This window comes from Sporomusa acidovorans, from assembly GCF_900101845.1.
Lineage (GTDB): Bacteria > Bacillota > Negativicutes > Sporomusales > Sporomusaceae > Sporomusa > Sporomusa acidovorans.
In genome coordinates this window covers 1-23917 of sequence record NZ_FNAM01000068.1, presented here as the reverse complement: position 1 = coordinate 23917, position 23917 = coordinate 1, and the positions used below count along the sequence as shown (strand labels likewise).

The 23917-nt window shown below is 42.2% G+C and carries 25 protein-coding genes and 2 pseudogenes; 5 read left to right on the top strand and 22 right to left on the bottom strand.

Annotation, left to right across the window (positions count from 1 at the left end; genetic code table 11):
- The 6 genes and pseudogenes from BLR65_RS26535 to BLR65_RS31195 all read right to left on the bottom strand — a co-directional run.
- Positions 1 to 392, bottom strand: a pseudogene (locus BLR65_RS26535) (pyruvate:ferredoxin (flavodoxin) oxidoreductase); the annotation flags it as partial.
- A 340-nt stretch (positions 393 to 732) separates the two neighbouring features.
- Entirely contained in the window at positions 733 to 2151 is a 1419-nt protein-coding gene (locus BLR65_RS26530; RefSeq protein WP_093797494.1) for a sigma-54 interaction domain-containing protein, read from the bottom strand.
- 260 nt (positions 2152 to 2411) lie between these two features.
- On the bottom strand, positions 2412 to 3434 hold the full coding sequence (locus BLR65_RS26525) for an ATP-binding cassette domain-containing protein (protein WP_245693073.1): 1023 nt from the start codon (positions 3432 to 3434) through the stop codon (positions 2412 to 2414).
- A 28-nt stretch (positions 3435 to 3462) separates the two neighbouring features.
- Positions 3463 to 4152 carry a GTP-binding protein gene (locus BLR65_RS26520; RefSeq protein WP_093797492.1) on the bottom strand — a complete coding sequence of 230 codons (690 nt, stop codon included), beginning with the start codon at positions 4150 to 4152 and terminating at the stop codon, positions 3463 to 3465.
- On the bottom strand, positions 4143 to 4895 hold the full coding sequence (locus BLR65_RS31200; protein WP_245693072.1) for an ABC transporter substrate-binding protein: 753 nt from the start codon (positions 4893 to 4895) through the stop codon (positions 4143 to 4145). The genes BLR65_RS26520 and BLR65_RS31200 overlap by 10 nt, the downstream gene beginning before the upstream one ends.
- 5 nt (positions 4896 to 4900) lie before the next feature.
- Positions 4901 to 5368 (bottom strand): DUF1858 domain-containing protein, encoded by a 468-nt coding sequence (locus BLR65_RS31195; protein ID WP_245693071.1) that lies wholly within the window; start codon positions 5366 to 5368, stop codon positions 4901 to 4903.
- Positions 5369 to 5947: 579 nt separating this feature from the next.
- Here BLR65_RS31195 and BLR65_RS26510 point away from each other — a divergent pair.
- The 3 genes from BLR65_RS26510 to BLR65_RS26500 all read left to right on the top strand — a co-directional run bounded on the left by BLR65_RS26510 (position 5948) and on the right by BLR65_RS26500 (position 8780).
- A complete protein-coding gene (locus tag BLR65_RS26510) occupies positions 5948 to 6781 on the top strand; it encodes a hypothetical protein (protein WP_093797490.1) in 834 nt (277 codons plus the stop codon).
- Positions 6782 to 6875: 94 nt separating this feature from the next.
- Positions 6876 to 8012, top strand: a complete 1137-nt coding sequence (locus BLR65_RS26505) for an MGDG synthase family glycosyltransferase (RefSeq protein WP_093797488.1) — start codon at positions 6876 to 6878, stop codon at positions 8010 to 8012.
- Between the two features lie 36 nt (positions 8013 to 8048).
- Positions 8049 to 8780, top strand: coding sequence for a zinc dependent phospholipase C family protein (locus BLR65_RS26500; RefSeq protein WP_093797485.1), 732 nt, complete (start codon positions 8049 to 8051; stop codon positions 8778 to 8780).
- Here the strand turns inward: BLR65_RS26500 and BLR65_RS31190 are convergent.
- The 6 genes and pseudogenes from BLR65_RS31190 to BLR65_RS26475 all read right to left on the bottom strand — a co-directional run bounded on the left by BLR65_RS31190 (position 8777) and on the right by BLR65_RS26475 (position 12671).
- Positions 8777 to 8947, bottom strand: a complete 171-nt coding sequence (locus tag BLR65_RS31190) for a hypothetical protein (protein ID WP_245693070.1) — start codon at positions 8945 to 8947, stop codon at positions 8777 to 8779. The genes BLR65_RS26500 and BLR65_RS31190 overlap by 4 nt on opposite strands.
- A gap of 66 nt (positions 8948 to 9013) precedes the next feature.
- Positions 9014 to 9163: pseudogene (locus BLR65_RS31955) on the bottom strand (hypothetical protein); the annotation flags it as partial.
- A gap of 57 nt (positions 9164 to 9220) precedes the next feature.
- On the bottom strand, positions 9221 to 9961 hold the full coding sequence (locus BLR65_RS26490) for a class I SAM-dependent methyltransferase (RefSeq protein ID WP_093797481.1): 741 nt from the start codon (positions 9959 to 9961) through the stop codon (positions 9221 to 9223).
- A 53-nt stretch (positions 9962 to 10014) separates the two neighbouring features.
- A complete protein-coding gene (locus BLR65_RS26485) occupies positions 10015 to 10563 on the bottom strand; it encodes a methylated-DNA--[protein]-cysteine S-methyltransferase (RefSeq protein ID WP_093797479.1) in 549 nt (182 codons plus the stop codon).
- Positions 10564 to 10568: 5 nt separating this feature from the next.
- Positions 10569 to 12083, bottom strand: coding sequence for a DNA-3-methyladenine glycosylase 2 family protein (locus tag BLR65_RS26480; protein WP_176772813.1), 1515 nt, complete (start codon positions 12081 to 12083; stop codon positions 10569 to 10571).
- Between the two features lie 255 nt (positions 12084 to 12338).
- Positions 12339 to 12671, bottom strand: a complete 333-nt coding sequence (locus BLR65_RS26475) for a hypothetical protein (RefSeq protein ID WP_093797477.1) — start codon at positions 12669 to 12671, stop codon at positions 12339 to 12341.
- A 333-nt stretch (positions 12672 to 13004) separates the two neighbouring features.
- Here BLR65_RS26475 and BLR65_RS26470 point away from each other — a divergent pair, with 333 nt between their 5' ends.
- Complete coding sequence (locus BLR65_RS26470) at positions 13005 to 13547, top strand: DUF3231 family protein (protein WP_093797475.1); 543 nt, start codon at positions 13005 to 13007, stop codon at positions 13545 to 13547.
- Positions 13548 to 13584: 37 nt separating this feature from the next.
- Here the strand turns inward: BLR65_RS26470 and BLR65_RS26465 are convergent, their stop codons facing one another.
- The 10 genes from BLR65_RS26465 to BLR65_RS26420 form a co-directional block, all read right to left on the bottom strand.
- Positions 13585 to 14220 (bottom strand): cobalamin B12-binding domain-containing protein, encoded by a 636-nt coding sequence (locus tag BLR65_RS26465; protein ID WP_093797473.1) that lies wholly within the window; start codon positions 14218 to 14220, stop codon positions 13585 to 13587.
- A 1-nt stretch (position 14221) separates the two neighbouring features.
- Positions 14222 to 14968: a GntR family transcriptional regulator gene (locus BLR65_RS26460; protein WP_245693068.1), complete on the bottom strand. Its 747-nt coding sequence runs from the start codon at positions 14966 to 14968 to the stop codon at positions 14222 to 14224.
- A gap of 182 nt (positions 14969 to 15150) precedes the next feature.
- A complete protein-coding gene (locus tag BLR65_RS26455; RefSeq protein ID WP_093797469.1) occupies positions 15151 to 16515 on the bottom strand; it encodes a uroporphyrinogen decarboxylase family protein in 1365 nt (454 codons plus the stop codon).
- Between the two features lie 48 nt (positions 16516 to 16563).
- Positions 16564 to 17769, bottom strand: coding sequence for an MFS transporter (locus tag BLR65_RS26450; protein WP_093797467.1), 1206 nt, complete (start codon positions 17767 to 17769; stop codon positions 16564 to 16566).
- Between the two features lie 434 nt (positions 17770 to 18203).
- The gene (locus BLR65_RS26445; protein WP_093797465.1) at positions 18204 to 19049 is read right to left on the bottom strand and encodes a metal ABC transporter permease; all 846 of its coding nucleotides are present in this window, start codon (positions 19047 to 19049) and stop codon (positions 18204 to 18206) included.
- The gene (locus tag BLR65_RS26440; protein WP_093797463.1) at positions 19043 to 19864 is read right to left on the bottom strand and encodes a metal ABC transporter ATP-binding protein; all 822 of its coding nucleotides are present in this window, start codon (positions 19862 to 19864) and stop codon (positions 19043 to 19045) included. Before BLR65_RS26440 ends, BLR65_RS26445 begins: the two co-directional genes overlap by 7 nt.
- Complete coding sequence (locus BLR65_RS26435) at positions 19861 to 20784, bottom strand: metal ABC transporter substrate-binding protein (RefSeq protein WP_093797461.1); 924 nt, start codon at positions 20782 to 20784, stop codon at positions 19861 to 19863. The genes BLR65_RS26440 and BLR65_RS26435 overlap by 4 nt, the downstream gene beginning before the upstream one ends.
- Before the next feature lie 77 nt (positions 20785 to 20861).
- On the bottom strand, positions 20862 to 21287 hold the full coding sequence (locus tag BLR65_RS26430; protein WP_093797459.1) for a Fur family transcriptional regulator: 426 nt from the start codon (positions 21285 to 21287) through the stop codon (positions 20862 to 20864).
- A gap of 243 nt (positions 21288 to 21530) precedes the next feature.
- Positions 21531 to 22385, bottom strand: a complete 855-nt coding sequence (locus tag BLR65_RS26425; RefSeq protein WP_093797457.1) for a helix-turn-helix transcriptional regulator — start codon at positions 22383 to 22385, stop codon at positions 21531 to 21533.
- 317 nt (positions 22386 to 22702) lie between these two features.
- Complete coding sequence (locus tag BLR65_RS26420) at positions 22703 to 22891, bottom strand: hypothetical protein (RefSeq protein WP_245693067.1); 189 nt, start codon at positions 22889 to 22891, stop codon at positions 22703 to 22705.
- Positions 22892 to 23153: 262 nt separating this feature from the next.
- Between BLR65_RS26420 and BLR65_RS30220 the strand changes: the two genes are divergently transcribed.
- A complete protein-coding gene (locus BLR65_RS30220; protein WP_169716694.1) occupies positions 23154 to 23321 on the top strand; it encodes a hypothetical protein in 168 nt (55 codons plus the stop codon).
- Positions 23322 to 23917 lie beyond the last annotated feature (596 nt).

Here is a 23917-nt window from a genome sequence, read left to right as displayed (position 1 = left end):
GCATTGGCGCCCACGATTCTCGCGCTGACATGGAATACCCCCGGTAACAGTTCACCGGCAATTTTATACATATTGGGAATCATCAGCAACAGCCCTTGCGAGGCCGTATAGGTCGTTGTGAGTGCTCCGGCCAGCAACGAGCCATGAACCGCTCCGGCGGCACCGCCTTCTGACTGCATTTCCACAACTTCCACCGTCTGCCCAAATAGGTTTTTCTTGCCTTGGGACGCCCACTCATCCACACTTTCCGCCATATTCGAAGACGGCGTAATCGGGAAAATCGCTGCCACATCGGTAAAGGCGTACGATATATAAGCCGCTGCTGTGTTTCCGTCCATGGTTTTCATTTTTCTGGTAGTCTTGTTCATGATTCGTTCTTCTCTCCTATTCATTGAAATCAACTTTCTTGTGTTCACATAGCCCGACTTAATTCAGTCAAACAGCACGTACAAGTATTCATCTCCTACTATTTTTACTATTCTTACTATTAATAGTTAATGCAATATCCGTGCCAAACATTATTTGCCTTAAAATATGTTAATGCCACTAACTACAAGCCGGCTTTTATCGACAAAAAAGAGCGTCCTCTACATTTTTAAATCGGTAAATTGTCTTTTATTTGCGACTGTTTTTGTCTCACATCAGCTACTTGTCTCACTCCAGAGACAAGTAGTTGCATAAAAAAGTCCACAACGTTACCGTTGCGGACAACAAAAATTTGTTATTTATCCACTATTCTTCTGATTTATATTGCTCAATTTTTTTGTACAAAACCGAACGATGTATCCCTAATCGGTTGGCTGCCATTGCAACCTTGCCATCACATTCCGCCAAGGCAGCTTTAATAAAATTCTTTTCAAAAACTCTTACTGCATCTTTTAATTCACCTTTATAGTTAATACCTGGAAGATAATCGATTCTTTCTGCTTTTTCTCTTGTCTTTTCTTCCTGTTCAGTTTCTATAGTATTAAGTCCACTGATAAAAATTGAGTTTGTCTGAGACGAAATAACCATCCGTTCAATTTCATTTTTTAATTCACGTATATTGCCAGGCCAACGATACGATTTAAATCTGCTGATTAGATCACTATTCAAAACTAACTCACATTCGTATTTTTTGTTAAACTCATCTACAAAGTATTTTGCTAATTCAATTAAATCTTTAGGTCGTTGCCTAAGCGGCGGTATCATAATGGGAATTACATTGAGCCGGTAATACAAATCTTCCCTGAAAAGCTTTTTCTCTACCATAGATTTTAAATTTTTATTTGTTGCCGCAATAATTTTCACATCAATAAAAATAGGTTTACTACTGCCAATCCGCTTAACTTCTCCGGATTCTAACACGCGTAACAGCTTGGCCTGAAGAGACAATGGCAACTCGCCGATTTCATCTAAAAAAAGTGTTCCTTTGTCGACCATTTCAAATATTCCGGCCTTACCTTCTTTATTCGCACCGGTGAAAGCACCCTTCTCATAGCCAAAAAATTCCGCTTCCATCAACTCACTGGGAATGGCTCCGCAATTGATAGGAATAAAAACTTCATTTTGTCTATTGCTGTTTTGATGAATATAGTTTGCCATAACATCTTTGCCGGTTCCACTTTCACCGTAAATCAATATATTGCTTTCCGCCCGTGCAATTTTCTTAACATCATGGTAGAGATTCTTCATTTTTTCGTCAGCAATAATAAAAGATTTATATTTATTGTTCGCTCCCTGCAAATATTTAAGTGTGCGTTTAATATGGCGATTTTTCTTCTTTTCATTTTCAATTTGTTCCATCAATACTTTCATAAACTGTCCGTCATAACTATAAGCTGCTGCTACAAGCAGATCGCCCTTTTCATTAAGAACGGGGAAGCCTACACTATCCAGATCGACTCCTGTTGCCGTTTTGAGACAGCCTATAGCGGTTTCTTTGGTTTCAAAGGCCTCAACGCAAACCGATCTATCGATAATCCCCCGATCAACAAGGTCATGAATTTTCATAGTATGCGCTTCTTCATTTGTCAGGTTATAAAGGTTACGGGCATACTCATTCAGGAATATAATTCTGCCGTCATTGTCGGCAATAACAATATTGCCATGAAAACAATCCAAGCCCATTTTCAATTTTTCGAAATCACTGTTTAATTCCTTAGCACCCATATATACCCCCGCCAGTTTCTGTTCAAATTATAATTAATAGTTCAATATTCCTGGCGGTCATTCCTTTTAGCGTAACCAAGCAATTATTACTGTCTTTTAGTTTTTATGTTATTCTGTAAAATTTTTACCAAGACATTTTTATGTAGCCAAAGTCCCCTTCTCACTAAATTGTTATGAATTATGTACAGCCTTGCAAATTCGCCCAAAATAAAAAATCGCCTGAGCAATCATGCTGAAGCGAGTTTAGATACATTGGTAAATTAAATAACTTCGCTCCCCCTAAGCGTCTCGGGCAATGTATCAATATTTTCTCCGCGGCGAAGCGCATTTCTGACATCAGTTAACTGTCGATCAAGTTTTTCTAAAATTTCCAGATTGCGCCGTTCTTTATCTGTAGTAGTTAGTATTTTACTAATTTTACCGTTATTAACAACCAACCGCTTATCCCCCATAAGCGCCAAGATAGGATCATGCGTGGCCATCAAAACAATTTTCTGCTTATCCACTAAAAGTTTTAGAGCGCTTTGACGGTCAATACCGGCATTCTCAATTTCGTCAATCAATACTACCGGCGAAGCACTTAGATAAGCAGTATCAGCAATCATTAGCGCGCGTGATTGTCCGCCACTCAAGGAAGTAACCGGGGTTTCCGCCGAAAATTGCTCTCCCGCTAAGCGATTCGCCTGCAAAATCACATTGGCTACCACTGTTTCAAGATCTCTTACCATCCTGCTTTCCGCATGCATCCGCAAAAATTCACTTACAGTAAGATCCATAACAAAGTTCATATTTTGCGAGAGCTGAGCAACCAGCTTATGTTGAATGGAATAGCGCCTTCCCGCAGTTGGCAGCTGGTCATTGATTAAGATTTTACGGCCTGTCGGTGTATCCCGCTGAGCCAGCCATTCTATATCTGCTAACAACCGGCTTTTCCCCGATCCGGTAGAGCCAACAATGCAAACAATTTCACCTGCATATATGGTAAGGCAAACATCTTCCGCCATACCGTCCTTATCCTGTCCGCCGATAATTGTAATCGAGCTAACTGGCTCATCAACCTTCCTTATCTGTTCCATTTGCCGCATAAACTCATTAAATTGTTTGATTAAATCCTCCGAGCTTTGTCCTAACTCCTCTAACAGCCCGTCCTCAAGTCCAAGAAAAAAATCATTCACACTTACTTGCGGATTAGGCGTGACCGGTAAAGCTGCGAAAAAATCTTCGGCATAGGGAAATAACTTTACTAATTCGCCTACCGCTATTTTTCCAAGTTGCCCCTGCACGGCAAATTCCTCCAATTGCAGCATATAATCAAGCAAGATCCATCTTTTTTACATTACCCATTTGAAAATCTTCACCAATTCGTGTTTGTCCCAGACAGTAAGAACAAGTTGCTGCCGGCATTGTAAATCTCAGCGAATAGCCTTGCAGAGTGTCTAACGCTGCCGCTTTCCGAAACAATCGGCTTGCTTCCAACGCCCCTTGACCGGTAATACCGTTTACATGAGTAATTACCGCCCCCGGATTAGCTTGACGTACTTTAAAAGCAAAGACTTCCCGTTCTGCCTGCGATACAATGTCACTCTTGGTAATGATGATTACATCGGCAAATTTCAACATAGGCCCAATTTTTTGGGGAGTATGTATACCGCTCAAATTATCGATGATACAAACGGCCAGCGCACCTTTAATATGGGGTGAGCAACGATTGCACAGACCGGCACTCTCTGTGATTAACAGATCAAGCTTTCTGTTAATTGCCCACGCCAGACAATCCTCAATATTACTGATAAAAAAATGATCCGGACATAAGTTGCCCGACAGCCCCACGCGCGTAAGAATCCCTTTATTTTGGTACAGTTCCCGGTCCCCGGTAGAAAGGCAGTCAAATTTAATAACCCCTAAATGGCGTTCGTCTTGTTTTTGCAACATCTCGGCTATTCTAATTAAAACAGATGTTTTGCCGGACGAAGGCGGACCGGCTACTGTAATTAGCTGCATGACAAAGTTCCTCCCTTCCATGCGGCCACAAAACGATCGTTCAACTCCTGTTGCAGCCTTTCAATTCTGCAGCTTCGTATATAATTCCAGCCAACCCATTTAAAGCTGGCATTCTCCGGCAGGCTGCCACACCCCGCAAAATGAGCTGCCGGGAAAAATGCCTCATCGAAAACGCGAGCCGCCTGCGGTCCGGTCAGATAATCAACCAATTCCTTTAATTCTGCCGTTTTATTGGCTTTAACCAAAAGTGATACCGGATAGACAAGCGCTCCGTCTGACGGCCAGATAATTTCAATGTCGCTATGGCCGTGAAGGGTTTCTGCAAAAAAGCGCGGCATGATATATATGGGTGGTAATTCCGGGCGGGAGCTGCTTAATTCCTTTATCATTTGCGCCGGATGCAGTCCATACCGTACTGCCCGGGCCAGTCCGGTAATGCCAGCGTTGCCATAGTCCTTATAGAAATAAAGCTGCAGAGCATCGCAATAAATATCACCGTGGCCACGCATCACAACTTGTTTTTCAAATGCCGGCTGCAAGAGATCACCCCAGGTGCGTGGAACCGGTAAGCTGCCCAAACGTTTTTTATCGATAACCATAACCAGGGCATTCACTGCTAAAACGAAAAAATGCCCCTGGGGATCAACTAACCCTGCCGAAACAAACTGCGGGTTGACTTGTTGGCCGGTTGCCCGCAGAAAAATCCCGGTTTCAACAAACCGTTCAACAAATTTCTCATGCAAAAATTCTAACCTGTTGTTATAATAAGATCCGGAATTTCATCCGGTTCTGCAAAATACGGAATATAATCTTCATAATGAATATACTTATTGGCTGAAGTGTCAATATTATAATGTAAATCCAACCCTTTCTCATTGTGAAGATGATTCAGCATCAGTTGCAGCTCACCTTGCAAGGGGACCTTCAACGGACAAGGCAAAAGTGCAAGCAAATTAAGACACTGACCGTTTGCTTTTATATTGGATGACAGACGGGAGTACTGCCTAACTTCGTGAATTTTTCCTTCAAGCAGTTTAACGAAGGCCTCTAAATTTAAATTCTTGCTGTTTAACGCAGTTTTTAATTTTAGTACGGAGCCCAAATCTCTCTGAATGTCCTTATCGGCAAACTGTGGAAATCCGTTCATAATAAAGACCTCCCGCGTTTCGGGATACATCTCAAGAATTTGGGAAATCGTTAAGTCCAGATCAATCATCAAAGCCACTCTCCCTTCGCGTCTATTTACATCTTTCCCTAAAGAGCACAGCTTGTTCCAAGTCTCGGCAAACAGAACAAACTCTATTTAACCGCAAAAAAAACAACTGCAAAAAGCAGTTGCTTGCTTACAGTCGATACTACATTGTACCAGTAAATCAATCTATTCAAAGTTTGTATCGTTTCCTGGATTATAAAAATCTCTGTTCAAAAACTCCAAGACAATCCCCTAACTTGTATGGAAATTGGTCTTGCATTCATATTACAACTAAACCCAAATCACGTCAATACCAGCCTCAAACTACTTTTTGTTCATAATTTTTACGTTGCTTAACAAGGCTGCTCAGTAATTCATTGGGAATATACAAAACCAAATAATGTTAAACTGCGAAAATTAGGGAAACAGCAAACTGCAGAATTTATTTTTCGATAAAATAACTATTGCTGACAACAGCTTATTCATATATAATTATTGCCATAGATTAATTTGCTTATGTTATGTTTAGTTAGTTTTCACAATGAGGTGCCGGCGATGATGGTTACACATCCTCGCCGGCATTACTATTAGGAGGCGATCATCATGATGAATCTAAAAAGGAAAATGATCCACACCCCTATCGAATCCGAACAGGAACTTAGCGATATGCAGCGGCATCTTAGTTATATATATCTGCAAAACCCCAATCTAAACGACTTTCAACTTTTAACTCAACTGCGTGAAATTCATTTCTCAATAACGTTAGAAGCATTGCGGCAATTAAAATGCCAATCTGGCCTGAAGAACCACGAAGCAGTCTGCAACATATTGTTAAACCGGTTGTTCCTAGGCTGCGGCAATGAACTGAACCCTGACCAGTTAAAATTTATCTATAAAATTCATCCGGAATTGCATGATCGTGATGTTCGTCCAAGCCAGCCGGGCGAAATGCTGGTTTACAAGTGTCTCTCAGGAAAAAATGTTGAAGGCGCAGGCATTATCTATTTCCATGTGTTTGCCGACATGTATAACGGCCTGATTTTTGCCAGAATGAGTACAAAACGAACATTGAAAGAAGCAATTCGAATACTGCAGAATTACATCATACCAATCTACAGCCATAACAAGACCCGCATCCAAACAGTTCTGCAAACGGCCGAAAAAAACATCAACTCACAAAATAATGCCCAACTAGCCGACGATCATTTTGGGGCAGGCACCAGCTTACAATGGGGAATTACTTCGCGGCGGTTTGGAACAATTGAGCATTTTCACCGCCAAATTGCCATAAGTAATTTATTCGAGCACACTATAAAAAATGGGTTGCACCCTTTTCCCCTTTATGCTGCTTTTGCAAAATTAATTAGGTGGTACAATATCCACTCAGACTTTCATCAACAACGTCCTTTATTGCACGCTAGCGTACTTCCCGGGTAGAAGAATAAATTTTAATCTTAAGATAACACAGTCTTAACAGCACCAACCACCTGCTTTGCTACAATGAATCTAGAACCTTACTTTAATTAAAGGGGTGAGTATCATAAGTAGAAAGGTGCTGATAATATCAGCTTCGGTCGGTGATGGCCACACCCAGGCGGCTAACGCTATTCGTGATGAACTGATTTGTATTTCCCCTTCCGCTGATATTAAAGTTGTTGATTTCTTGGACCAGACAAATTCCTTAGGCAGACTAATCAAAGAAGCTTATTTAAAAATGATCGATTTTTTCCCAAATGTTTATGATTTTCTTTATCATTGGTCCCAAGAAACATATTCCGGTACTAGTATCAAAAATATTACGGCCTATCTTATGAAAATGAAACTGTTGCAATTACTGCAAAATTACACTCCTGATTTGCTGGTTTTTACACATCCCTTTCCCTGCTGCACCGCCGCCTATTTAAGACGGACCAGGCAGCTTGCCACTCCCCTGGTCGCAGTGACCACAGATTTCTCCGCTCATGAAATGTGGATACATGCTGAGATTGATCAATATTTTGTAGCAAATCATGAAATAAAAGCATTTCTTGCCAAACGGGGAATCAGCACTAAGCGCATTTTTGTATCTGGAATACCAATCTCGCCTAAATTCACTAATTTTCAGAGCAGCATTTCCCGCAAAACCGCTAATATGCCAATAATATTAATCATGGGCGGAGGCCTTGGGCTCGGCGCAGTTGAAGAGACTGTGGTCAATTTGCAAGCAGCAAAGACAAAAATCCATATAGTAGTAGTCACAGGAAAAAATAAAAAATTACAAAAAAATTTACTGAACCTCAAAGCGAAAACTTTTTTGACTCATCCGCTTACAGTCATTGGTTATACAGAGCATATTCACAAGCTCATGGCAAAATCGATCATGCTAATGACAAAACCTGGTGGTTTAACCTGTAGTGAAGCATTAGCGATGGAACTTCCGATTCTTTTGCTTAAGCCTTTACCCGGTCAGGAAGAAGAAAATGCCGACTTCCTAACCCGTCAGGGAGTCGCACTGCAACTTTCCGTTAGCCTTACCCCTATTGTCGAAAAGCTTTTGCAACAACCGCAAATCCTGCAGGATATGCAGTCTAAAGCCCGCGCGCTACGCCAGCCTGACGCAGCAAATCATGTTGCCAATAGGCTTTCTGCTTGTATAGATAACCCCAATACGCTATTCCCCGCCAGCTAACGGCTTTTTATCAAAAATAGTCTTGAGGAGAAAACAATGATTATTACTACTAAACAGCCATCTGCGGAAACTTGCCTCCACCTGGTACTGACGGCTATGTCTCCTCTCCAAAACCTAGTGGATAAACCCGGATTGACACACGAATTTTGTAATCGCCAGGCTCTTTCCATAATAAAAAATGATGGATTTGAGCAGACCGCAGTTCTACTTACTTATTATTTAGCAGAACTTAACGCCGGGGTGTACTGGGCTGATAAGGACTGGAAAAACATACATCATTATTTTGAGCCCTGTTCAAACAAAGGGCTGTGGCACTTTACCAATGCACTCGAAAACTTTGACATGTACTACCGGTTAGCTTTACAATACGCTGCACAAAATAATTTTAAAGAAGCTGTATTTTTCTTGGGAGCGGCAGCTCACCTGCTTCAGGACTTATGTGTTCCCCATCATGCACGGGCTAAGCTCTTTAACGGACATAAGCAGTTTGAAATATGGGTTCAAAACCGCTGCTGCCAATTTGCGGTGTCAACACAGGGCATGTACCAGGAAAAGCCCCAATCTCTTATCCTTAATAATGCTCACATCGCAGCCGACTTTTTTGACTGGGTTCGTTATGAAGGCGATGACTCTCTTTATAACATGGCGGCCGAAGTTTTGCTTCCTCTGGCCCAAAAAACGACCGCGGGATTATTCCAAGCCTTCGTAACGGATGAATGTTGTTTGGACTTTTCCCTTCATAACGCAAACTACCATCCCCACTCTTAAGCAAGTGGGGATGTAGTTTTATCTACCTGAATAACAGTGCAAAGCACCATACCTTTGTTCTTCTCCGCGGAGGTGAATTCCGGAATAGCGTCAATAATCCTAGCAATAGCAAAAGCCGGATTTGCTCCTTTCTTCGGTTCACTGGCATGAGCAGGTAGGCCTTCCATATGGATAATCATCCCCCTGGACGCGCAAAAACTGGTTCCGTCGATTATATTAATAGAATTAAGAATCATCCCGCTGCGGTTATGGTAAGCAAAAATTTCCTTGATATTATGCTTTTTAATGAAGGAAGCGCACTGAACAGCACCGTCTCCCGTTTCTTCAGCGTGTTGAAAAAGAAAAAAGATATTTTTGTCAGCGCCCTTTTGATCGATTTCCAACGCAAACCCTGCAAGGGAGGCGGCATGACCGTCATGGCCGCATTTATTAACAAAAGTTTAGTTTGCCAACCCATAGCGGTTGGATATTGAAGTGTGGGACTTATTCCATCTAGCAACCAAAAAACCCGGTTTAGCATGATTTTTTATAAAGCTGTTATATTCCAACTGCCTTGCCTTCTCGATATTTGCTGCTTCTGTAATGTTAATTTCAGGAGAGCCGGGAGGGATAAAAAGCCCGCCCAATATTCTCATACAATTGGGGAGTAAACTTGTTAGCTCATCTTGCCCGTATAAATGCGCAGCAGCGAAGACGCTTTCCGGATTATCAACAGCTTCTTTTCGATACATTTCTCCCCAGGAACTGTCACTGCTTAGAACACCAACGATTAAACGGCCCCCGGGTTTAAGTACACGCATTGCCTCCAGTAGTGCGCCCCGCGGGTCGGAAACAAATTCAAGAGCTGTAACTGTCAAAACAAGGTCAAAAGTTTCTTCAGAAAAAGGTAAGCTTGCGAGATCTGCCTGCCGCCAATCAATTGCCAGATTAAGATTATTCGCTTTCCTTTTGGCTTCCGCAAGCATTCCTTCAGAAATATCGATCCCAGTTATCCGGCAGCCATAATTAGCTAATTCAATACTATAATTGCCGGTACCGCACCCCAGATCCAGAACCACTTCCCCTGGCTGAGGCTCTGCCAAATCACGAACCATTTTCTTTTGGATAGTATCGACTAGTTGACCGCGAGGAGTAGTGTACCAACTATCGTATCTATGAGCTATCTGATTAAAAAGAGCCATTATCCATCCTCCCCCTTCAAGGTAATTACTTATTTACTTAATCATTGTTTTAACTAATCCTTCTTTTCCCACGGTTTTCCAAGCCATTTTGCCTTATGCCACTTTTCTAAATTCACTTTCTCGATTTGCAACAACGCCTTTTTTTTATCCAGTCCGCCGGCATAACCTGTTAAATTTCCATCGAAGCCAACAACCCGATGACAGGGAATCAAAATTCCAATAGGATTATGCCCGACAGCCCCTCCTACAGCCTGGGCCGACATGGAAGGCAGCCCTTGCTTACAAGCAACCCACCTGGCTATTTGTCCATAAGTAGCAACTTGCCCCAGCGGAATTTGCAGCAAAATATCCCACACCGTTTTTTGAAACGGTGATCCTTGGGGATTAAGCCTGCCGGCAAATGTTCCGGGGTTGCCGGCAAAATAATCGGCAAGATAATTGCGCAGTGCTATGAAAATCGGTTGATCAGGCGCGTAAATCCAGTTAGCCGTTTGACGGGGAAAATATTTCTGTCCAATAAACCACAAGCCAACAAGGGTATTATCTTTTTGAGCCGCTCTCATAGCCCCTAGCGGGGTATCTAATGAACACGTGTAAATCAATGGCCTCAACTCCCATCTTTCTTATCCGCAAACTTTTGCGCAAGAAAATTCCAAAGCAAAATAGTCGCATAGGAACGCCACGGACTCCAATCCCGCGATAAATTTAATATTTCTTGCGGTGAGCGATTAGCAAGGACCTTTTTCACCCCATAGTCGGTATGGGGAAAAGCATCAGGCCAACCAAGCGCCCGCAGCGCAATGTACTGGACTGTCCACGGACCAAGCCCGGGAACCTCCAAAAGTTTTTCCATCACATCTTTCGGACCGGCACTGCTGGAAAGCGTCAAGGATTTAGCCACAACCGCCGACGCCAAGGCGGCTATGGACCGGGCTCTAACTTTTGTTATACCGAGGGGGCCCAGGTAGTTCTCAACCGGTCTTTCCAGGGAACAGAATCTTTCCGGTTGAGGAAACGTAAACTGAAGTTCTGGAAATGGAGTATCCAATTTGTTGCCGAAGGCGGTAGCCAGTCGCGCGGCCAACGTACTGGCTGCCTTAACGGTTATCTGTTGCCCTAAAATAGCCCGTACTGACATTTCAAACGGATCAAAGCACCCCGGTACACGAATCCCAGGCACATAGATATTGGCTACAATCTCATTCATAATGACAAGCTTTTCATATACCTTATCCGGACTGCAGTTAAGGTCAAATAGAAACCTGATCCTGGCTAATACCTGAGATAAAACCGGCAATAGTCCTGCCGAAATAGTTACGGACAGGGCATTCAGTTTTGGCCTATTTTCTACCACAATCCACCCGTAATAAATTGTTCCACTTTTCGGGATAGCAACTGTACGGCGGTAAGCATCTTGGGCCACACTCTCAACTCCCGGAAGCGCCCTGCTTGCTAAAAACGACAGCAAACTATCCCAGGCATATGGCGGTCGATAGCCAAGAAATAGGGTAATTCCGTCCTTGTTTCTCCCCATGCGTGCGGCTTTCATTCGTAGCTCACTGGGTGCAAGGTGATAGTATTTTTTAAATAATTCATTAAAGCGGCGAATGCTGCCAAACCCCGCAGCCAGTGCCACATCCGTCACTGCCAGCCGTGTGTCCGTAAGCAGGCTTTTTGCTAACAATAATTTCTGAGTCTTAAAATATCGGCTTGGCGAGACACCAAATTCAGCCAGAAAAACGCGTCGCAGGTGCCGGTCGGTAATGTTAAGCATCGCCGCCAAGTCTGAAATTTTGTGGGTATTCCAACAATCTTCAGCCATAATTAAAGCGGCACTTCGCGCCAAACGCGCGGCCGAATCAATCGGAGCCATCCCCGGGGCCAATTCCGGACGGCATCTAAGGCAAGGCCTGTATCCAGCCGCTTCTGCGGCAGCAGCACTGATAAAAAAAGTACAGTTTTCTTCTTTGGGAAGTTTTACCCGGCAAATGGGCCGGCAATATATGCCGGTAGAAGAAACCCCACAAAAAAAGCGGCCGTCAAACCGGACATCGTGTGCCTGCATGGCAGCATAGCAGGCTTTTCTATCCAAAAGCAATTCCGGTATGTTGGTTTGCGTCATCTTTCCATCTCCCCCAGTTCATTATAGCAATGAATAACATAAAATACTGGCCGTTTTCGGACATGGATATAATTTTTCCGGTCTCTCGGCTCTATATAGAGTTGCTCTATAACACTCTCTTCGATTATTAAGTTCTAAAACACAAGTATGCAATTATCATAAAAAGAAGGCATAAATAGCCGTTAATCGACGGGTTTATGCCTTCTTTTGCTTATCAAAGCCATTTACTTAATCAGACGGACGCTCAGGTAGAGGTTATATCGAACTACCTCCGTCTGGGCTTATCGGAGCAATATCCCCCTCCGGCCTGAAAGCGGTTTCTTTAATCGTTTGCAACTGATTATCTATTTTCGCTAACAGCATTTCGCGTTCTACGGCTTCTAATTGTTCAGATATCTGCTTTAATTCCTGATTTGATTTAGATTTAAGCTGCTGTCCAAACTGCTGTATTTGTTTATCAATTTGCCCGGAAAGCTGCCGGCCTGTTTCACTAAGCGGTATGGTTTCGTCTGCTTGTTGCTGATCTTTCGTAGTTTGACCTGTTGTCCGGTTATTTTGCTGGTTGTCTTCCTGCCCTATTGTAGACATACTATCCCTCCATAGAATTAGTATCCAGGATGGTCCAAACTATTATACCTATTAATGATACATAAATCTCATTAAGCAGGAAAACCCTATACTTAATCCCCCAAAATTCCAGCAAGCGGCTACCACCACCAGTTGCTAGTACCGTATCCAATAAAGATTTGCCGAGAATGTTAGTAGGAAGTTAAACACCAGCGGGAGGGTCACTAACACCCTGTCAGAAGAAAATCTTATGGACTCTTATTAAAATTGAAAACAATAACCCCGGAGCAATTTTATTGCGATAAAAACAGATACTTGCATAGATACCGTCTTAGCAATCACGGAGGACATATAGTGACTATACTCGATCAGCTAAAAGCATATGCGCGCACAATCGTACAATCCATAGTCGATAAAGAACCGCTGAACTACATGGAGGCAGCCGGCCTGTTTGGCTTACTGCTTCAGGCCAGACATAATATCCCTATCCTTAGCTCTTTTTATAACCAAGCTCAAGATAATGAACTTAAAAAGATAATAAAGCAGGCCATTTATGAACAAACCATCCCGGCAATTGAGGAGCTTGAGCGTCTTATGTGCGCAGGGAATGCTGAATTGCCTGAAGTACACTTTTCATCACCCATTCTGCACAATAAGGTGGACTATCCCCAAAAAGTTTGTTTAACTGACATGGAAATCGCGATAGCTATTGGTACTATGGCCAGGACCTCGCAATTAGCTACTTTTTTATCTTTGCAACAATGTTATCAGCTTGAAATTGCCATGGCTCTTAATCAGATATTAAACAACGGTCTCCAATGGGACTTTCGCTTGCTCCAGTTAATGCTTCACCGCGGATGGCTACCCAACATTCCCAAAGTAGGAAACCGACAGTAACTACAATCTCAGATGGAAATCAATCAGATAAGAAGCGTTACCTGGGGATATGTTTGCTCCATGCCAAACATATTTCGACTCCCCGCCGGGCATCATCCACCCATGCATCCGCCCCGGTATATTCTCTTACATTCTCGTTAACTAACCCACCAATAAGAATTTTAACTTTTGCTTCCTTGTCAATAAGGCGAACAAGTTGAACTGTCTTTTTTAATACCTCAACCCCTGGTGAAAGCAAAGTACATAAGCACAAAATGGGAGCTCCGGTTTCGGTAAGCGCCAACATAAATTTATCCGGGGGCACATCCACGCCAAGATCATAGACCTCATAGCCATAACACCGCAATAAAGAGCCAACCAGATTTTTGCCAATATCATGGATATCGCCCTCGACAGTACCAAAAACAACCTTTCCTGTGACCAGCTTTTTCTCTGCGGCTTCCAGCGAAGGACCAAGCATGTCCATTATTTCTGTGAAAATTTCTGAAGACAAAATTAAATCGCCTAAAAAATATTCCCCGCGTGAATATCGTTCACCAACTGCCACCAGGCCGGAACGGCATTCTTCCACTATATCAAGCGTAGGTATACTTTCTGTCTGTGCTTTGGTAACTAATTGAAGCGCCAATGACTCATCAAGTTCGGTGATGGCTTTTGCCAGCGTTGCAAGCACCTTAACGTTCCCCCTTTAATGGATGGATATCTGAAATTAATGAATAACGGTCGCTGCGATAATAAAAAACACCAATGCCAACAGGTTTTTCATCCCTCGTATACAAAACTTGCTGCAACCGGAGGACGGGATCGCCTGTACTAATATGCAAAAAATTAGCGTCATACTCACTTGCACTCTCGGCCGTTAGCACAGCCTGACTCCTCACTGGTAAAAAATTCGTATGAATGGCGATAATTTCGGAAAAGGCCTTATACTGAAACTCATTCTCCAACGTTGGCCTGCCCTTTTTATAACACATATACTTGTGCTCGATTCCCACCGGCTCCGCGTTAGCTGTAAGCAACCTGCAATAATACAAGATTCCTTCATCCGGGGTCATCCCCAGTCTAAGAGCAAATTCCGGAAGCTGCTTACGAAACCGGACATTAATAAGCTTGTAGCCTACTTCTTTTTCTTGCCTTTTCATTTGAGTTTTAAAATCTTCCATTACAAACACTGCCCGGTCTAACGAAGGTCTTGATACAAAGGTCCCGCGTCCCTGCTGGGCGCTAATCATTCCGCGCTCAGCGAGTAAGCTAAGACACTTGCGCACTGTTGTCCGGCTTAATTCATATTCGCGGCCAAGATCATTTTCCGACGGCAATGGTTCGCCTGGTTTAAACTCTCCTTCCATTATTTTTTTTTCGATTATCGCTGCCAACTGATAAAAGGGAGGAGTGAATGAGTTTTTATTAATTTTATCCATATGTTTTGTATCCACCTTATGAAATTTTTTATTGGAGTAACTTCTACATATTGAGAATTCTTCCCTCCTGAACGATTGTGATATAAGGCATGCAAAAGCATCATTTGCTTATTATCTGCAAATGATGCTTTTGCTAAGCTGGCCATTTATCTATTACAACAACTACCTGTCAACTGATCGCATTACATCGCCCAACTCCACAACCAGTTGAAAGCCATACCTTCAATAGTTTCCCACGGTTTACGAATAAGCGCCTCATCACCGGTTACACCGCCCCAGTCAGCCTTCTTAATCTCCCAAGGAGTAAGAACCTGCTGCTCACCTAATCCTGGTATCTTTTCACTGACAGGTAAGGGAGGCAGTGGTCTGGGCTTAATAGTCTTGTCATACCAACCATATTTCATAACAGCATCCACCATAGCCCGCACATTTTCAGGTTTGGAATTTACCGGCAGATAACATCCTCCCCCCATAATATAGCCGCCACCTGCACCGAGTTTTTCACATAATTTTTTAACTCTGGCATCAACGTCTTCCGGAGTGCCAAGAATAAACATTTGGCTGGGAACACCGCCGGCAATGCACATATGATGTCCAATATCTTCTTTTGCCTTAAAAATATCACCTTGATCATCTATATCACAGAGTACCGAACCTTTGGGCAACTCTAGCATATGATGCCAATGCTTACCCCAGTCCCCTTCCATGTACAGCCTAATTTTATAGCCGCCGGCAATAATCAGTTCCATTGTTTTCTTAAAAGAAGGCCAATAGAAAGTATCAAATTGTTTGGGTGACATAAACATTGGCTTGTGTGTAGGTACAAATATCGGATAGCGGCGCAAGGGATCGGCAGTCGACAAAGCAAACCGGGCCATAATCGGTGCTAATACATCGCACGCCTCCAGTACTTTATCAGGCTGGCGGCGAATGTCGCGAAGCACACCGGTTAAACCGCGCAATACGTCACCCAGCGCGTCAAAAGGGGCAACAAAGGCTCCGTTCATGGGTTGAGGCATACCGCACTGGTTTTGCAATTGAATAGACCGGTTGCGCATAATTTCAGCAAACATCCCCGGCGCCAGACCGGCTTTAAGGAAGGCAAAATGCGAACGTGCTGAACCCTTGTCCATTTCGCCAAAAATTCTCGGCAAAAACTTTTCCAGCATAAACTGCGCCGGATTGGCAATTAAAGGGTCATATTCATCGGCGAGCATATTCTCGGCTTCAGAAAATTGAATGGCAACATGAGTTTCCAGGTCGCGGCCGGGAAACTTATAGGTCTTAACACCAAGGGCGTCATACATAGGAGCCCAAAACCGATTATTTCTCAAGACATCAAACTCAGGAAAATCGCGAATGAAATCCATCTCACTCTGAAGCCATTTTTGCGGGTCATAAACAACTTCTTGTTTACTGGCGGTATAAGACTCGGCAAAATTATTGCTGCCAATGCCAATGGGAATTCGGTCCACCGGCGCCAGCGCAATAGCTGCCTGGTATCTGCCTAGCCGTTGTTCAAAAATCTCCTTCATGTCTACAGACATTTACATCACTCTCTTCCTTTATAAAATTCTTTAATCTCTACGTATATTCTATTTGGCAGAGGAAATAGACGGTTTGCCTTTACCAATTCCCAACAGCACTATAATCCCGACAAGCGGACCCGCAGCCATCATATACCATACCGTATTGAAGCTGCCGGTCGTGTCTATCGACCATCCTAAGAGTAATGGGCCAACCATTGAAGCCGTCTGAAAAATAAAGTTTGAAAAACCATTAGCGGTTGCAGCCCACTCTTTACCAGCAAATTCCGATATTAATACCGTTAATTGCGGGTTGGCCAGATAAGAACAAAAACCGAAGAGAAAACCTACGATACTTAGCATATTAATAGTAGTTTGGTAACCAAAATATACGGTTAACGGAATAATTAAAATATAAGAGATAATCAGCAGCAGTTTGCGGTTGCCTATTTTATCCGAAATATAACCTGAGACCATTGGCGCGACAACGCCGCCAATCCCATAAAAAATCATAACCATACCGGCATCTGCGATAGAAAAGCCCAACTTTTTAATATAAGCATTTGCCCAGGTAGCGGTCCCCAATTCCACCCACATCAGACAGAAGCCCGCCGCCGATGTTAAAAGAATATTTTTATTGCTGAGCACCCCCCTGATGCCTGCAAACATACTTTTTTCACCTTTAGGCTGATTAGATGTTTTTACCATAAAATAAATGGCTATGCCTAAAACTACAGTAGCAAGGCCAATTACTTGGAATGCACCCTGCCAGCTAAAAGCCTGGTTCAAGGCAGGCACTATATAATTGGATAGCACAATACCGCCTGAGGGGGCAGCTAGCATAATGCCGAAAGCCGTTCCCCGTTCTTTAGCCGGGAACCATTCCATCAGCGCTCTGGAGCATGCAGCAAAAACAGCACCGGCGCCTAAGCCTGTAATAGCCCGCAGCCATAATCCTGTATCATAGCCTGACATATATCCCATACCGAACGTGGACAGTCCTTCTATGACTAAACTTGCCCCCAATATCAGGCGTACACCAAACCGGTCAGCCAATATCCCCGCAGGAATTTGCGTAATCACATAACCAAAATAAAAGGCACTCATAAATGCGCCTGCTTGCGTCATTTTCATCGCCAGCGCGGGCACTACAACAGGAATTAAAGGCGGCCAGGCAAAACGAGTGACAAAAGTGAATATAAAGCACAAAAACATTAAAGCCAAAATTGCCCACCGATACTGACTATACTCTTCTTTTTTCAGTTGACTTTCCATGTTGCCCCTCCTCATATGTTTCACTAAACTCTGGATTTCCAGGTAAGACTTCTTCAAAAAATAAGTTCCCTTTCCTTCTCTGAATCACATGTCGTAACCCTTTTGTATAGTTGCCTACATGTCTACACAAGTTTATTTCTAGATTCATTACAAAACTCCTGCCAATATTTTGTGTCTTTTAAAAAAATTTATAATATTTTAAATATATTTTTTTATTAGATTTGCTGACAAAAAAATCTCCCTTTTGGCCTAAACGGATGTATTCCACGCCTTGCCATTAGGAAAAAGTTAATACAGCACACCGCTGGAAAACCGATATGCCATATAAAAATCATTACCTAAAAAAATGGCATTACGGCAAAGTTAAAAACTTTTGCCGTAATGTAGTAATTATTCTATTAGGGAATTCTTTCCACAGGGTCAGAGTCCGCTCGTTACAAGGTCAATCTGTGGCGGATAGAAAAAGTAATAAAAAATAGGACAGCAGCAATAAGTACAATGGTTGCCCCTGTTGCGGTATTCCAATAATAGGAAGATATCAAACCCGTTACTCCTGAAAATAGCGAAAGGGAAACAGAAACAAGATGATATTGCCGTATATTAGTGGTTATATTCCGGGCCGCAGCTGCCGGCAGCACCAGCATAGAATTGATAATCAGCAGGCCTACCCATTGAATGCTAATAGCAACAACAACTGCTAGTGCCGAAGAAAATAATATTTCATTAGTCAAGGTATTGATGCCCCTACTGGCTGCGAGCGATGGATTTATGCTGATAAGCAGTATTTTATTGAATATGACCAGCCACAAAAATAAAATTCCAATAAACACCATCAAAATCATGCCAATTTCCGTAGGCGTTATACTTAATAAGTCGCCAATCAGGTAAGACGAATATTTTGTAAAACTTCCGCCCTGGGACATAATAATCAAACCTACCGCTATGGCTGTCGAAGAAAAAACCCCGATAATCGTATCAGTTGATGCCCCGCTTCTATGTTTTATAATAGTAATTATACTGGCAAAAATTACCGAAAATACAATAATTGCCGTTAATGGTTTTATCCCGCCAAGCAAAGCCCCTATTGCAATCCCGGTAAACGCTCCGTGTCCCAGCGAATCGGAAAAAAAGGCCATGCGATTGCTAACCACCATTGTGCCTAATATGCCGAACAATGGTGTCACTAAAAGCACTGCCAAAAATGCGTTTTTCATAAAATTGTGTCCTATCCATTGAAACGGCAGAACGAAATCTACCAATGCATACCAGCCTTCTAACATGAATATCCTCCTTTTTGCTTTGCCGGTATGTCTTTATCTTCACAACCATAAGGCAACAGCATGGTAAACACGTTTTTTGTACGCTCATCATTAAATACTTCTGCCGGTGTACCGTTGCACACAACAGTTCCATCCAAAAGAACTACTCTATCCGCATATTTGGCCACCATGGAAAGATCGTGAGATACTAAAATAATGGATAAATCATGGTTCGCACGCAGATCGGAAACCATGTTGTAAAACAACTCCAATCCATTCTGGTCAACTCCTGAAACCGGTTCATCCATCAGCAGCAAATCAGGTATGGGGTCAAGGGCAAGAGCCAGCAATACTCTCTGCAGTTCGCCGCCCGAAAGTGCCCCCAACCTTCTGTCAATCAAGTGTTCGGCCTTAACTTTAGCAAGATCATGGCGAACTCTCTGGCGGATGCTTTGGGAACAGGTGAGCCAGGAAGGAAAGCTGGTCAAACAAGCCATAAAAAGATCTAACACGCTGGTAGGTGTACTGAGATCAAAATTTAAATATTGAGGCACATAGCCGATACAAGGATGTCCAGTCCGGATACCTTTGGCATCAAAGTATCTTAATGTGCCTAAATGCTTCACTTCACCAAGTATAGCTTTTAGAAGCGTACTCTTACCCGCACCATTGGGTCCAATCACGGCAGTAAGCTCCCCACAGTGAATATGAAGATTTACATTCTGAAAAACGGTCGCTCCTCCAAAACTAACGCTAAAATTTTCAATCTTCGTACAACACAATTGACGGCACTTATTTTCAGCACAGGAATGCGGATGTCTTTCACTGACTGTCATTGCAATGCCTCTTTCAATGTATTTAAATTATTCTTCATCATATTAATGTAGTCGTCATAAGCCTCAGGCTTAGCTTCGCCTGTGACTACAGGATCAAGTGTATACACTTTCGCTCCTGATTCCTGGGAAATCATCTGAGCGGCTTTTGCCGGGTACTGCGGCTCGGCAAATAAAGCCTTTACATGGAGTTCTTTTACTTTTTCAATGGTATCTTCTAATTCTTTCGGCGACGGCTCCGTCCCAGGCTCTCTTTCAATTACAGAAACGATATTAAGGTTAAATTCTTTGGCAAAATAGGGGAACGCCTCATGAAAAGTAATAATATCTCTGGTTTTGACAGCCTGCAAGGATGTATGCATCATAGCCCGCAAAGCCTCCAGCTTTGCTACATATTCGTCGGCATTACTTTTATATTTCGCCGCATTTGCAGGGTCTGCGGCAGAAAGTTGCTCGGCAATATTTTTAACTTGAAGAATAGCATTGGAAATACTGACCCATACATGCGGATTTTCTTCGCCTGTTTCATCTTTTAACAACTCAATATTTTTGCTGGCATCAATAACTTTCAATTGAGGCTGTTGCTTAACAACCTTATCCAGAAAAGCTTCCATTCCCGCTCCGTTGACAACAAATGCGTTTGCCTTTTCAAGTTTTTGCAAATCTTCCGGTGTAAGTTGGTAATCATGCAAACAGCCAGTTTGCGGCTTAGTCATATTAATTACTTGAACCCCGGGAATTCCCTTGGTAACATTAATAGTGGAAACATACATGGGATAAAAAGAAGTTACGATGGCAAAGCTGTTCTTAGACATTGTATTATTTGCGTTTGTTTGACTTTCCGATACCTTATTCTGTCCACAACCGCCTAATAGCATGGAACTAATAATCAAAACTGATAATAAACGTACTAACTTAAACATCATATCCCTCCAAGCGGATCATATTTTCTAACTCTTACTTTTTTTTACTGTCTTAGCAGTACCGCCTATAATTTTTCTTACTGCCCGGCGGCCCGGCATTCCTGACAATAACCGTAAAATTCAAGTGAATGAGAAACTATCGCGAAACCATTTTCTTCTACTTTCTCTATTTCCGCACTACTAATGGGGCAAAAATGTAAACATTGGACTTTGCCACAATCAAGGCAAATGACATGATGATGATGCCCTGTGGTGACCATCTCAAAGCGATTGCCATCCTGATTGCATGTTTGGATTTCGTGAACTATTCCCAGTTCAACAAATAGACTTAGATTGCGATATATGGTATCTAAGCTCACATCCGGATTCGTTTGTTTTACATGTTCCAAGATTTGCTGAGCTGTAGGAAACTGTCCGCACTCGGACAACGCAGTAATAACAGCCCGTCTTTGCGGAGTAATCTTATACCCTTTATTTCGCAAAACGTCGATTAGTCGATCCATAATAGCCTCCTTTAATAGTAATATTCTTATTTAGTAGTATACCATATTTATCATAAAATTAAAAGCCTTACCAATATTTTTTACCAAATTTTTACTCATCTCACCCACCGTTATTTATGATAACGGCCTAAACCAACAGCCTATCATGTAAAAGCCCAGAATAAGGTAAATGGCATCCCATTTTACCTTATTCTGGGCTTTTACGGATTAATCTAAACTTAGTATGTTAGAAACTTTTTTGGTCTAAGAACGTCTTATATCTTTGGGAGAAATATTATGATACTTTTTAAATAAACGGCTAAAATAATTACTATCATTAAAGCCGACAATCATGGAAACTTCGCTAACTGACAAACGATGCTTCCGTAAAAGTTTCATAGCCTCATTGATACGTAAGTGGTTGATATACTCGATAGGAGGCGTCCCCATAAGCTTTTTAAACAGTCGACATAAGTGATGGGGACTCATGTTGATAATTGCCGATAAATCTTTCAGCATAATTTTTTGGCTGTAATGTTCTTCTATATACTGTAATATCGGATAAAGTTGTTGTTGCTGATGATTGAGCTTTTCTCTATCAGCAGTCGGCACTTGGTGCCGTTCGAGAAGAGAAACAAGAATAAGGTAGAGATTCGCTTTGGTCCGCAATTCATAGCCAACGCCTTGCCGTTCGTATTCCTGAATGAGTCTAATTACCTGACTCTTCAGTTTCTCGTCATTTTCAATCTTATTGTGAAACCGGATGTGGGTTTCCAGTAAAGGGACAATATACTTAGTTTGGCATATGTCATCTTTGTGGCTGAGCAAAAAAGCAAAATCAACAATAACGTACCGTTCAATAAGGTGATCACTGCAGTTTTCTATATAATGGATATCATTGCAATTGATAACAACCAGGTCGCCGGCTTTAACCGGGATTGCTAGCGAGTTGCAGTGAATGACCGCCCAGCCCTTCTCTATGTAGAAAATCATAAACTCTTTATGCCAGTGTTTTTTTAAAATTGGTCCCGGCTTATAATACTCGACACGTCTAATTTTTATGGGAAAATCACTTTTCATATGATGATCAATCATTTGCCCGCTATCGATAATAATCATAGTTACTCCCTGGTAATCAATATAGTGCTAAAATCAACAGTGCCATCATGATAAAAGTTGATTAGTATACTATAATGAGTATAACATAATTGACTATGAAATCGATATTGCTAATGCATTTTATAAACCAAGCGGGCACACCCTTAGGCAATTATAACACATATATTGATTGCCCAAATATGCTGCTTGTTTCAAGCGGGCATATTGTTCATCCATAGCATCTTTTTTTGCTCTTCGGGGGACTTGCCTAAACGTTGTAACTGGAAAGTAATATCGCCCATTAAGCCATAAGGCTGGGAATGGCTTAGACATCCTTATTACATCTGTTTTTCCCTCTTCATCCAGCGCTCTTGCCGGACAATTTTCCACACATAAATTACAGATTTTCCCTCCGCGGTCAACAATATTTGCCTGGAACGGGGATCCACCCCCGCATTAACTTCAATAAAACCGGCCTCAATAAGCGGCTTTATGTTCCGATTTAAAGTAGTGCGATCAATCCGCATAAAGTTAGCAAGTTCCGTAATTTTGACCGGCTTCTACCTGCGCAAGATGCCGCAACAAGGAATATTGCGTAACTTTAAGTCCGCTTGGTTCCAACATCTTTTCATAAAATTCAGTTACTGCCCGAGACGCCCTGCGAATATTAAGACACAAGCAGGGGCTTGGCGTCTTAGGGTAATATCCGTCAATATTTCTGTAACAAGAACTCCTACGTGCTGAAAACTTCAATGGAGGAGATACTATCTTAAGGAGGTGATGATGTATATGAGTAATATTTACGACAATAATTTGAAGTCAACGCACGGGCCGGATGGTTTGGAGCAACAGCAGCAAGGCCCCTACGGAGGTAAAAAAAACGACCAACTAAGCAACAAAGCCGCTGGCAAGGTTTTTTCACAGACTAACGGCATCAAAGCACGACCAAAACAATAAGAACAACTGCAAGCAAAGAAGCCTTCATATCCAGGACGGCTTCTTTGCTTTATCTAATCATCAGGTTGTGGTCTGTATAAAAGGTACTAAAAGATGCTCTTAACTTCCCTAATACAAAAAAATTCCCAGCTAAACCGCTGGGTTGGAGAAGTGTTTCATAGGTAAGTTAAAGGTATGTGTTATATTATATAGTTCTATTTTTAGAATTTCTTTAGAAAAGTTTGTAAAATAGAATTTATCTATTTTACATATGATTCTACTGCGAAAACTCCCCCTGCACAGGGGTATCAGTTGCCGAGAGAAAATGACCTAAAGCCCTTATGAAATAAGGTTTTGTAGGTATTGCGAACAGGGATTTTCTGCTTGAAGTCGAATATTATTATTATAAACATAACGATATTTGAAAGTGAGCGAATATAAATGTTTCGCAAAAATAATTCACACCTTCAGGAACGCTTGTTTGATGACTTCCAGCATTTACACCCCAGTCAACAAAAACGCTTAATGGCCAGTTGGGCTCCCATATTTTACGAACACGTTTTCAGCCAGATTGATGAAGCACCCTTTGCACCGTTATACTCTGCCGATAATGGCCG

What these genes read in the sequence shown, in the direction of transcription:
- BLR65_RS26530 (WP_093797494.1), bottom strand. Translation starts at nt 2,151, where the DNA reads ATGGGTGCTAAGGAATTAAACAGTGATTTCGAAAAATTGAAAATGGGC.
- BLR65_RS26520 (WP_093797492.1), bottom strand. Translation starts at nt 4,152, where the DNA reads ATGCAGCTAATTACAGTAGCCGGTCCGCCTTCGTCCGGCAAAACATCT.
- BLR65_RS31195 (WP_245693071.1), bottom strand. Translation starts at nt 5,368, where the DNA reads ATGATTGATCTGGACTTAACGATTTCCCAAATTCTTGAGATGTATCCC.
- BLR65_RS26510 (WP_093797490.1), top strand. Translation starts at nt 5,948, where the DNA reads ATGATGAATCTAAAAAGGAAAATGATCCACACCCCTATCGAATCCGAA.
- BLR65_RS26500 (WP_093797485.1), top strand. Translation starts at nt 8,049, where the DNA reads ATGATTATTACTACTAAACAGCCATCTGCGGAAACTTGCCTCCACCTG.
- BLR65_RS31190 (WP_245693070.1), bottom strand. Translation starts at nt 8,947, where the DNA reads ATGGAAGGCCTACCTGCTCATGCCAGTGAACCGAAGAAAGGAGCAAAT.
- BLR65_RS26490 (WP_093797481.1), bottom strand. Translation starts at nt 9,961, where the DNA reads ATGGCTCTTTTTAATCAGATAGCTCATAGATACGATAGTTGGTACACT.
- BLR65_RS26480 (WP_176772813.1), bottom strand. Translation starts at nt 12,083, where the DNA reads ATGACGCAAACCAACATACCGGAATTGCTTTTGGATAGAAAAGCCTGC.
- BLR65_RS26475 (WP_093797477.1), bottom strand. Translation starts at nt 12,671, where the DNA reads ATGTCTACAATAGGGCAGGAAGACAACCAGCAAAATAACCGGACAACA.
- BLR65_RS26460 (WP_245693068.1), bottom strand. Translation starts at nt 14,968, where the DNA reads ATGGATAAAATTAATAAAAACTCATTCACTCCTCCCTTTTATCAGTTG.
- BLR65_RS26455 (WP_093797469.1), bottom strand. Translation starts at nt 16,515, where the DNA reads ATGTCTGTAGACATGAAGGAGATTTTTGAACAACGGCTAGGCAGATAC.
- BLR65_RS26450 (WP_093797467.1), bottom strand. Translation starts at nt 17,769, where the DNA reads ATGGAAAGTCAACTGAAAAAAGAAGAGTATAGTCAGTATCGGTGGGCA.
- BLR65_RS26445 (WP_093797465.1), bottom strand. Translation starts at nt 19,049, where the DNA reads ATGTTAGAAGGCTGGTATGCATTGGTAGATTTCGTTCTGCCGTTTCAA.
- BLR65_RS26440 (WP_093797463.1), bottom strand. Translation starts at nt 19,864, where the DNA reads ATGACAGTCAGTGAAAGACATCCGCATTCCTGTGCTGAAAATAAGTGC.
- BLR65_RS26435 (WP_093797461.1), bottom strand. Translation starts at nt 20,784, where the DNA reads ATGTTTAAGTTAGTACGTTTATTATCAGTTTTGATTATTAGTTCCATG.
- BLR65_RS26430 (WP_093797459.1), bottom strand. Translation starts at nt 21,287, where the DNA reads ATGGATCGACTAATCGACGTTTTGCGAAATAAAGGGTATAAGATTACT.
- BLR65_RS26425 (WP_093797457.1), bottom strand. Translation starts at nt 22,385, where the DNA reads ATGATTATTATCGATAGCGGGCAAATGATTGATCATCATATGAAAAGT.
- BLR65_RS26420 (WP_245693067.1), bottom strand. Translation starts at nt 22,891, where the DNA reads ATGCGGATTGATCGCACTACTTTAAATCGGAACATAAAGCCGCTTATT.
- BLR65_RS30220 (WP_169716694.1), top strand. Translation starts at nt 23,154, where the DNA reads ATGAGTAATATTTACGACAATAATTTGAAGTCAACGCACGGGCCGGAT.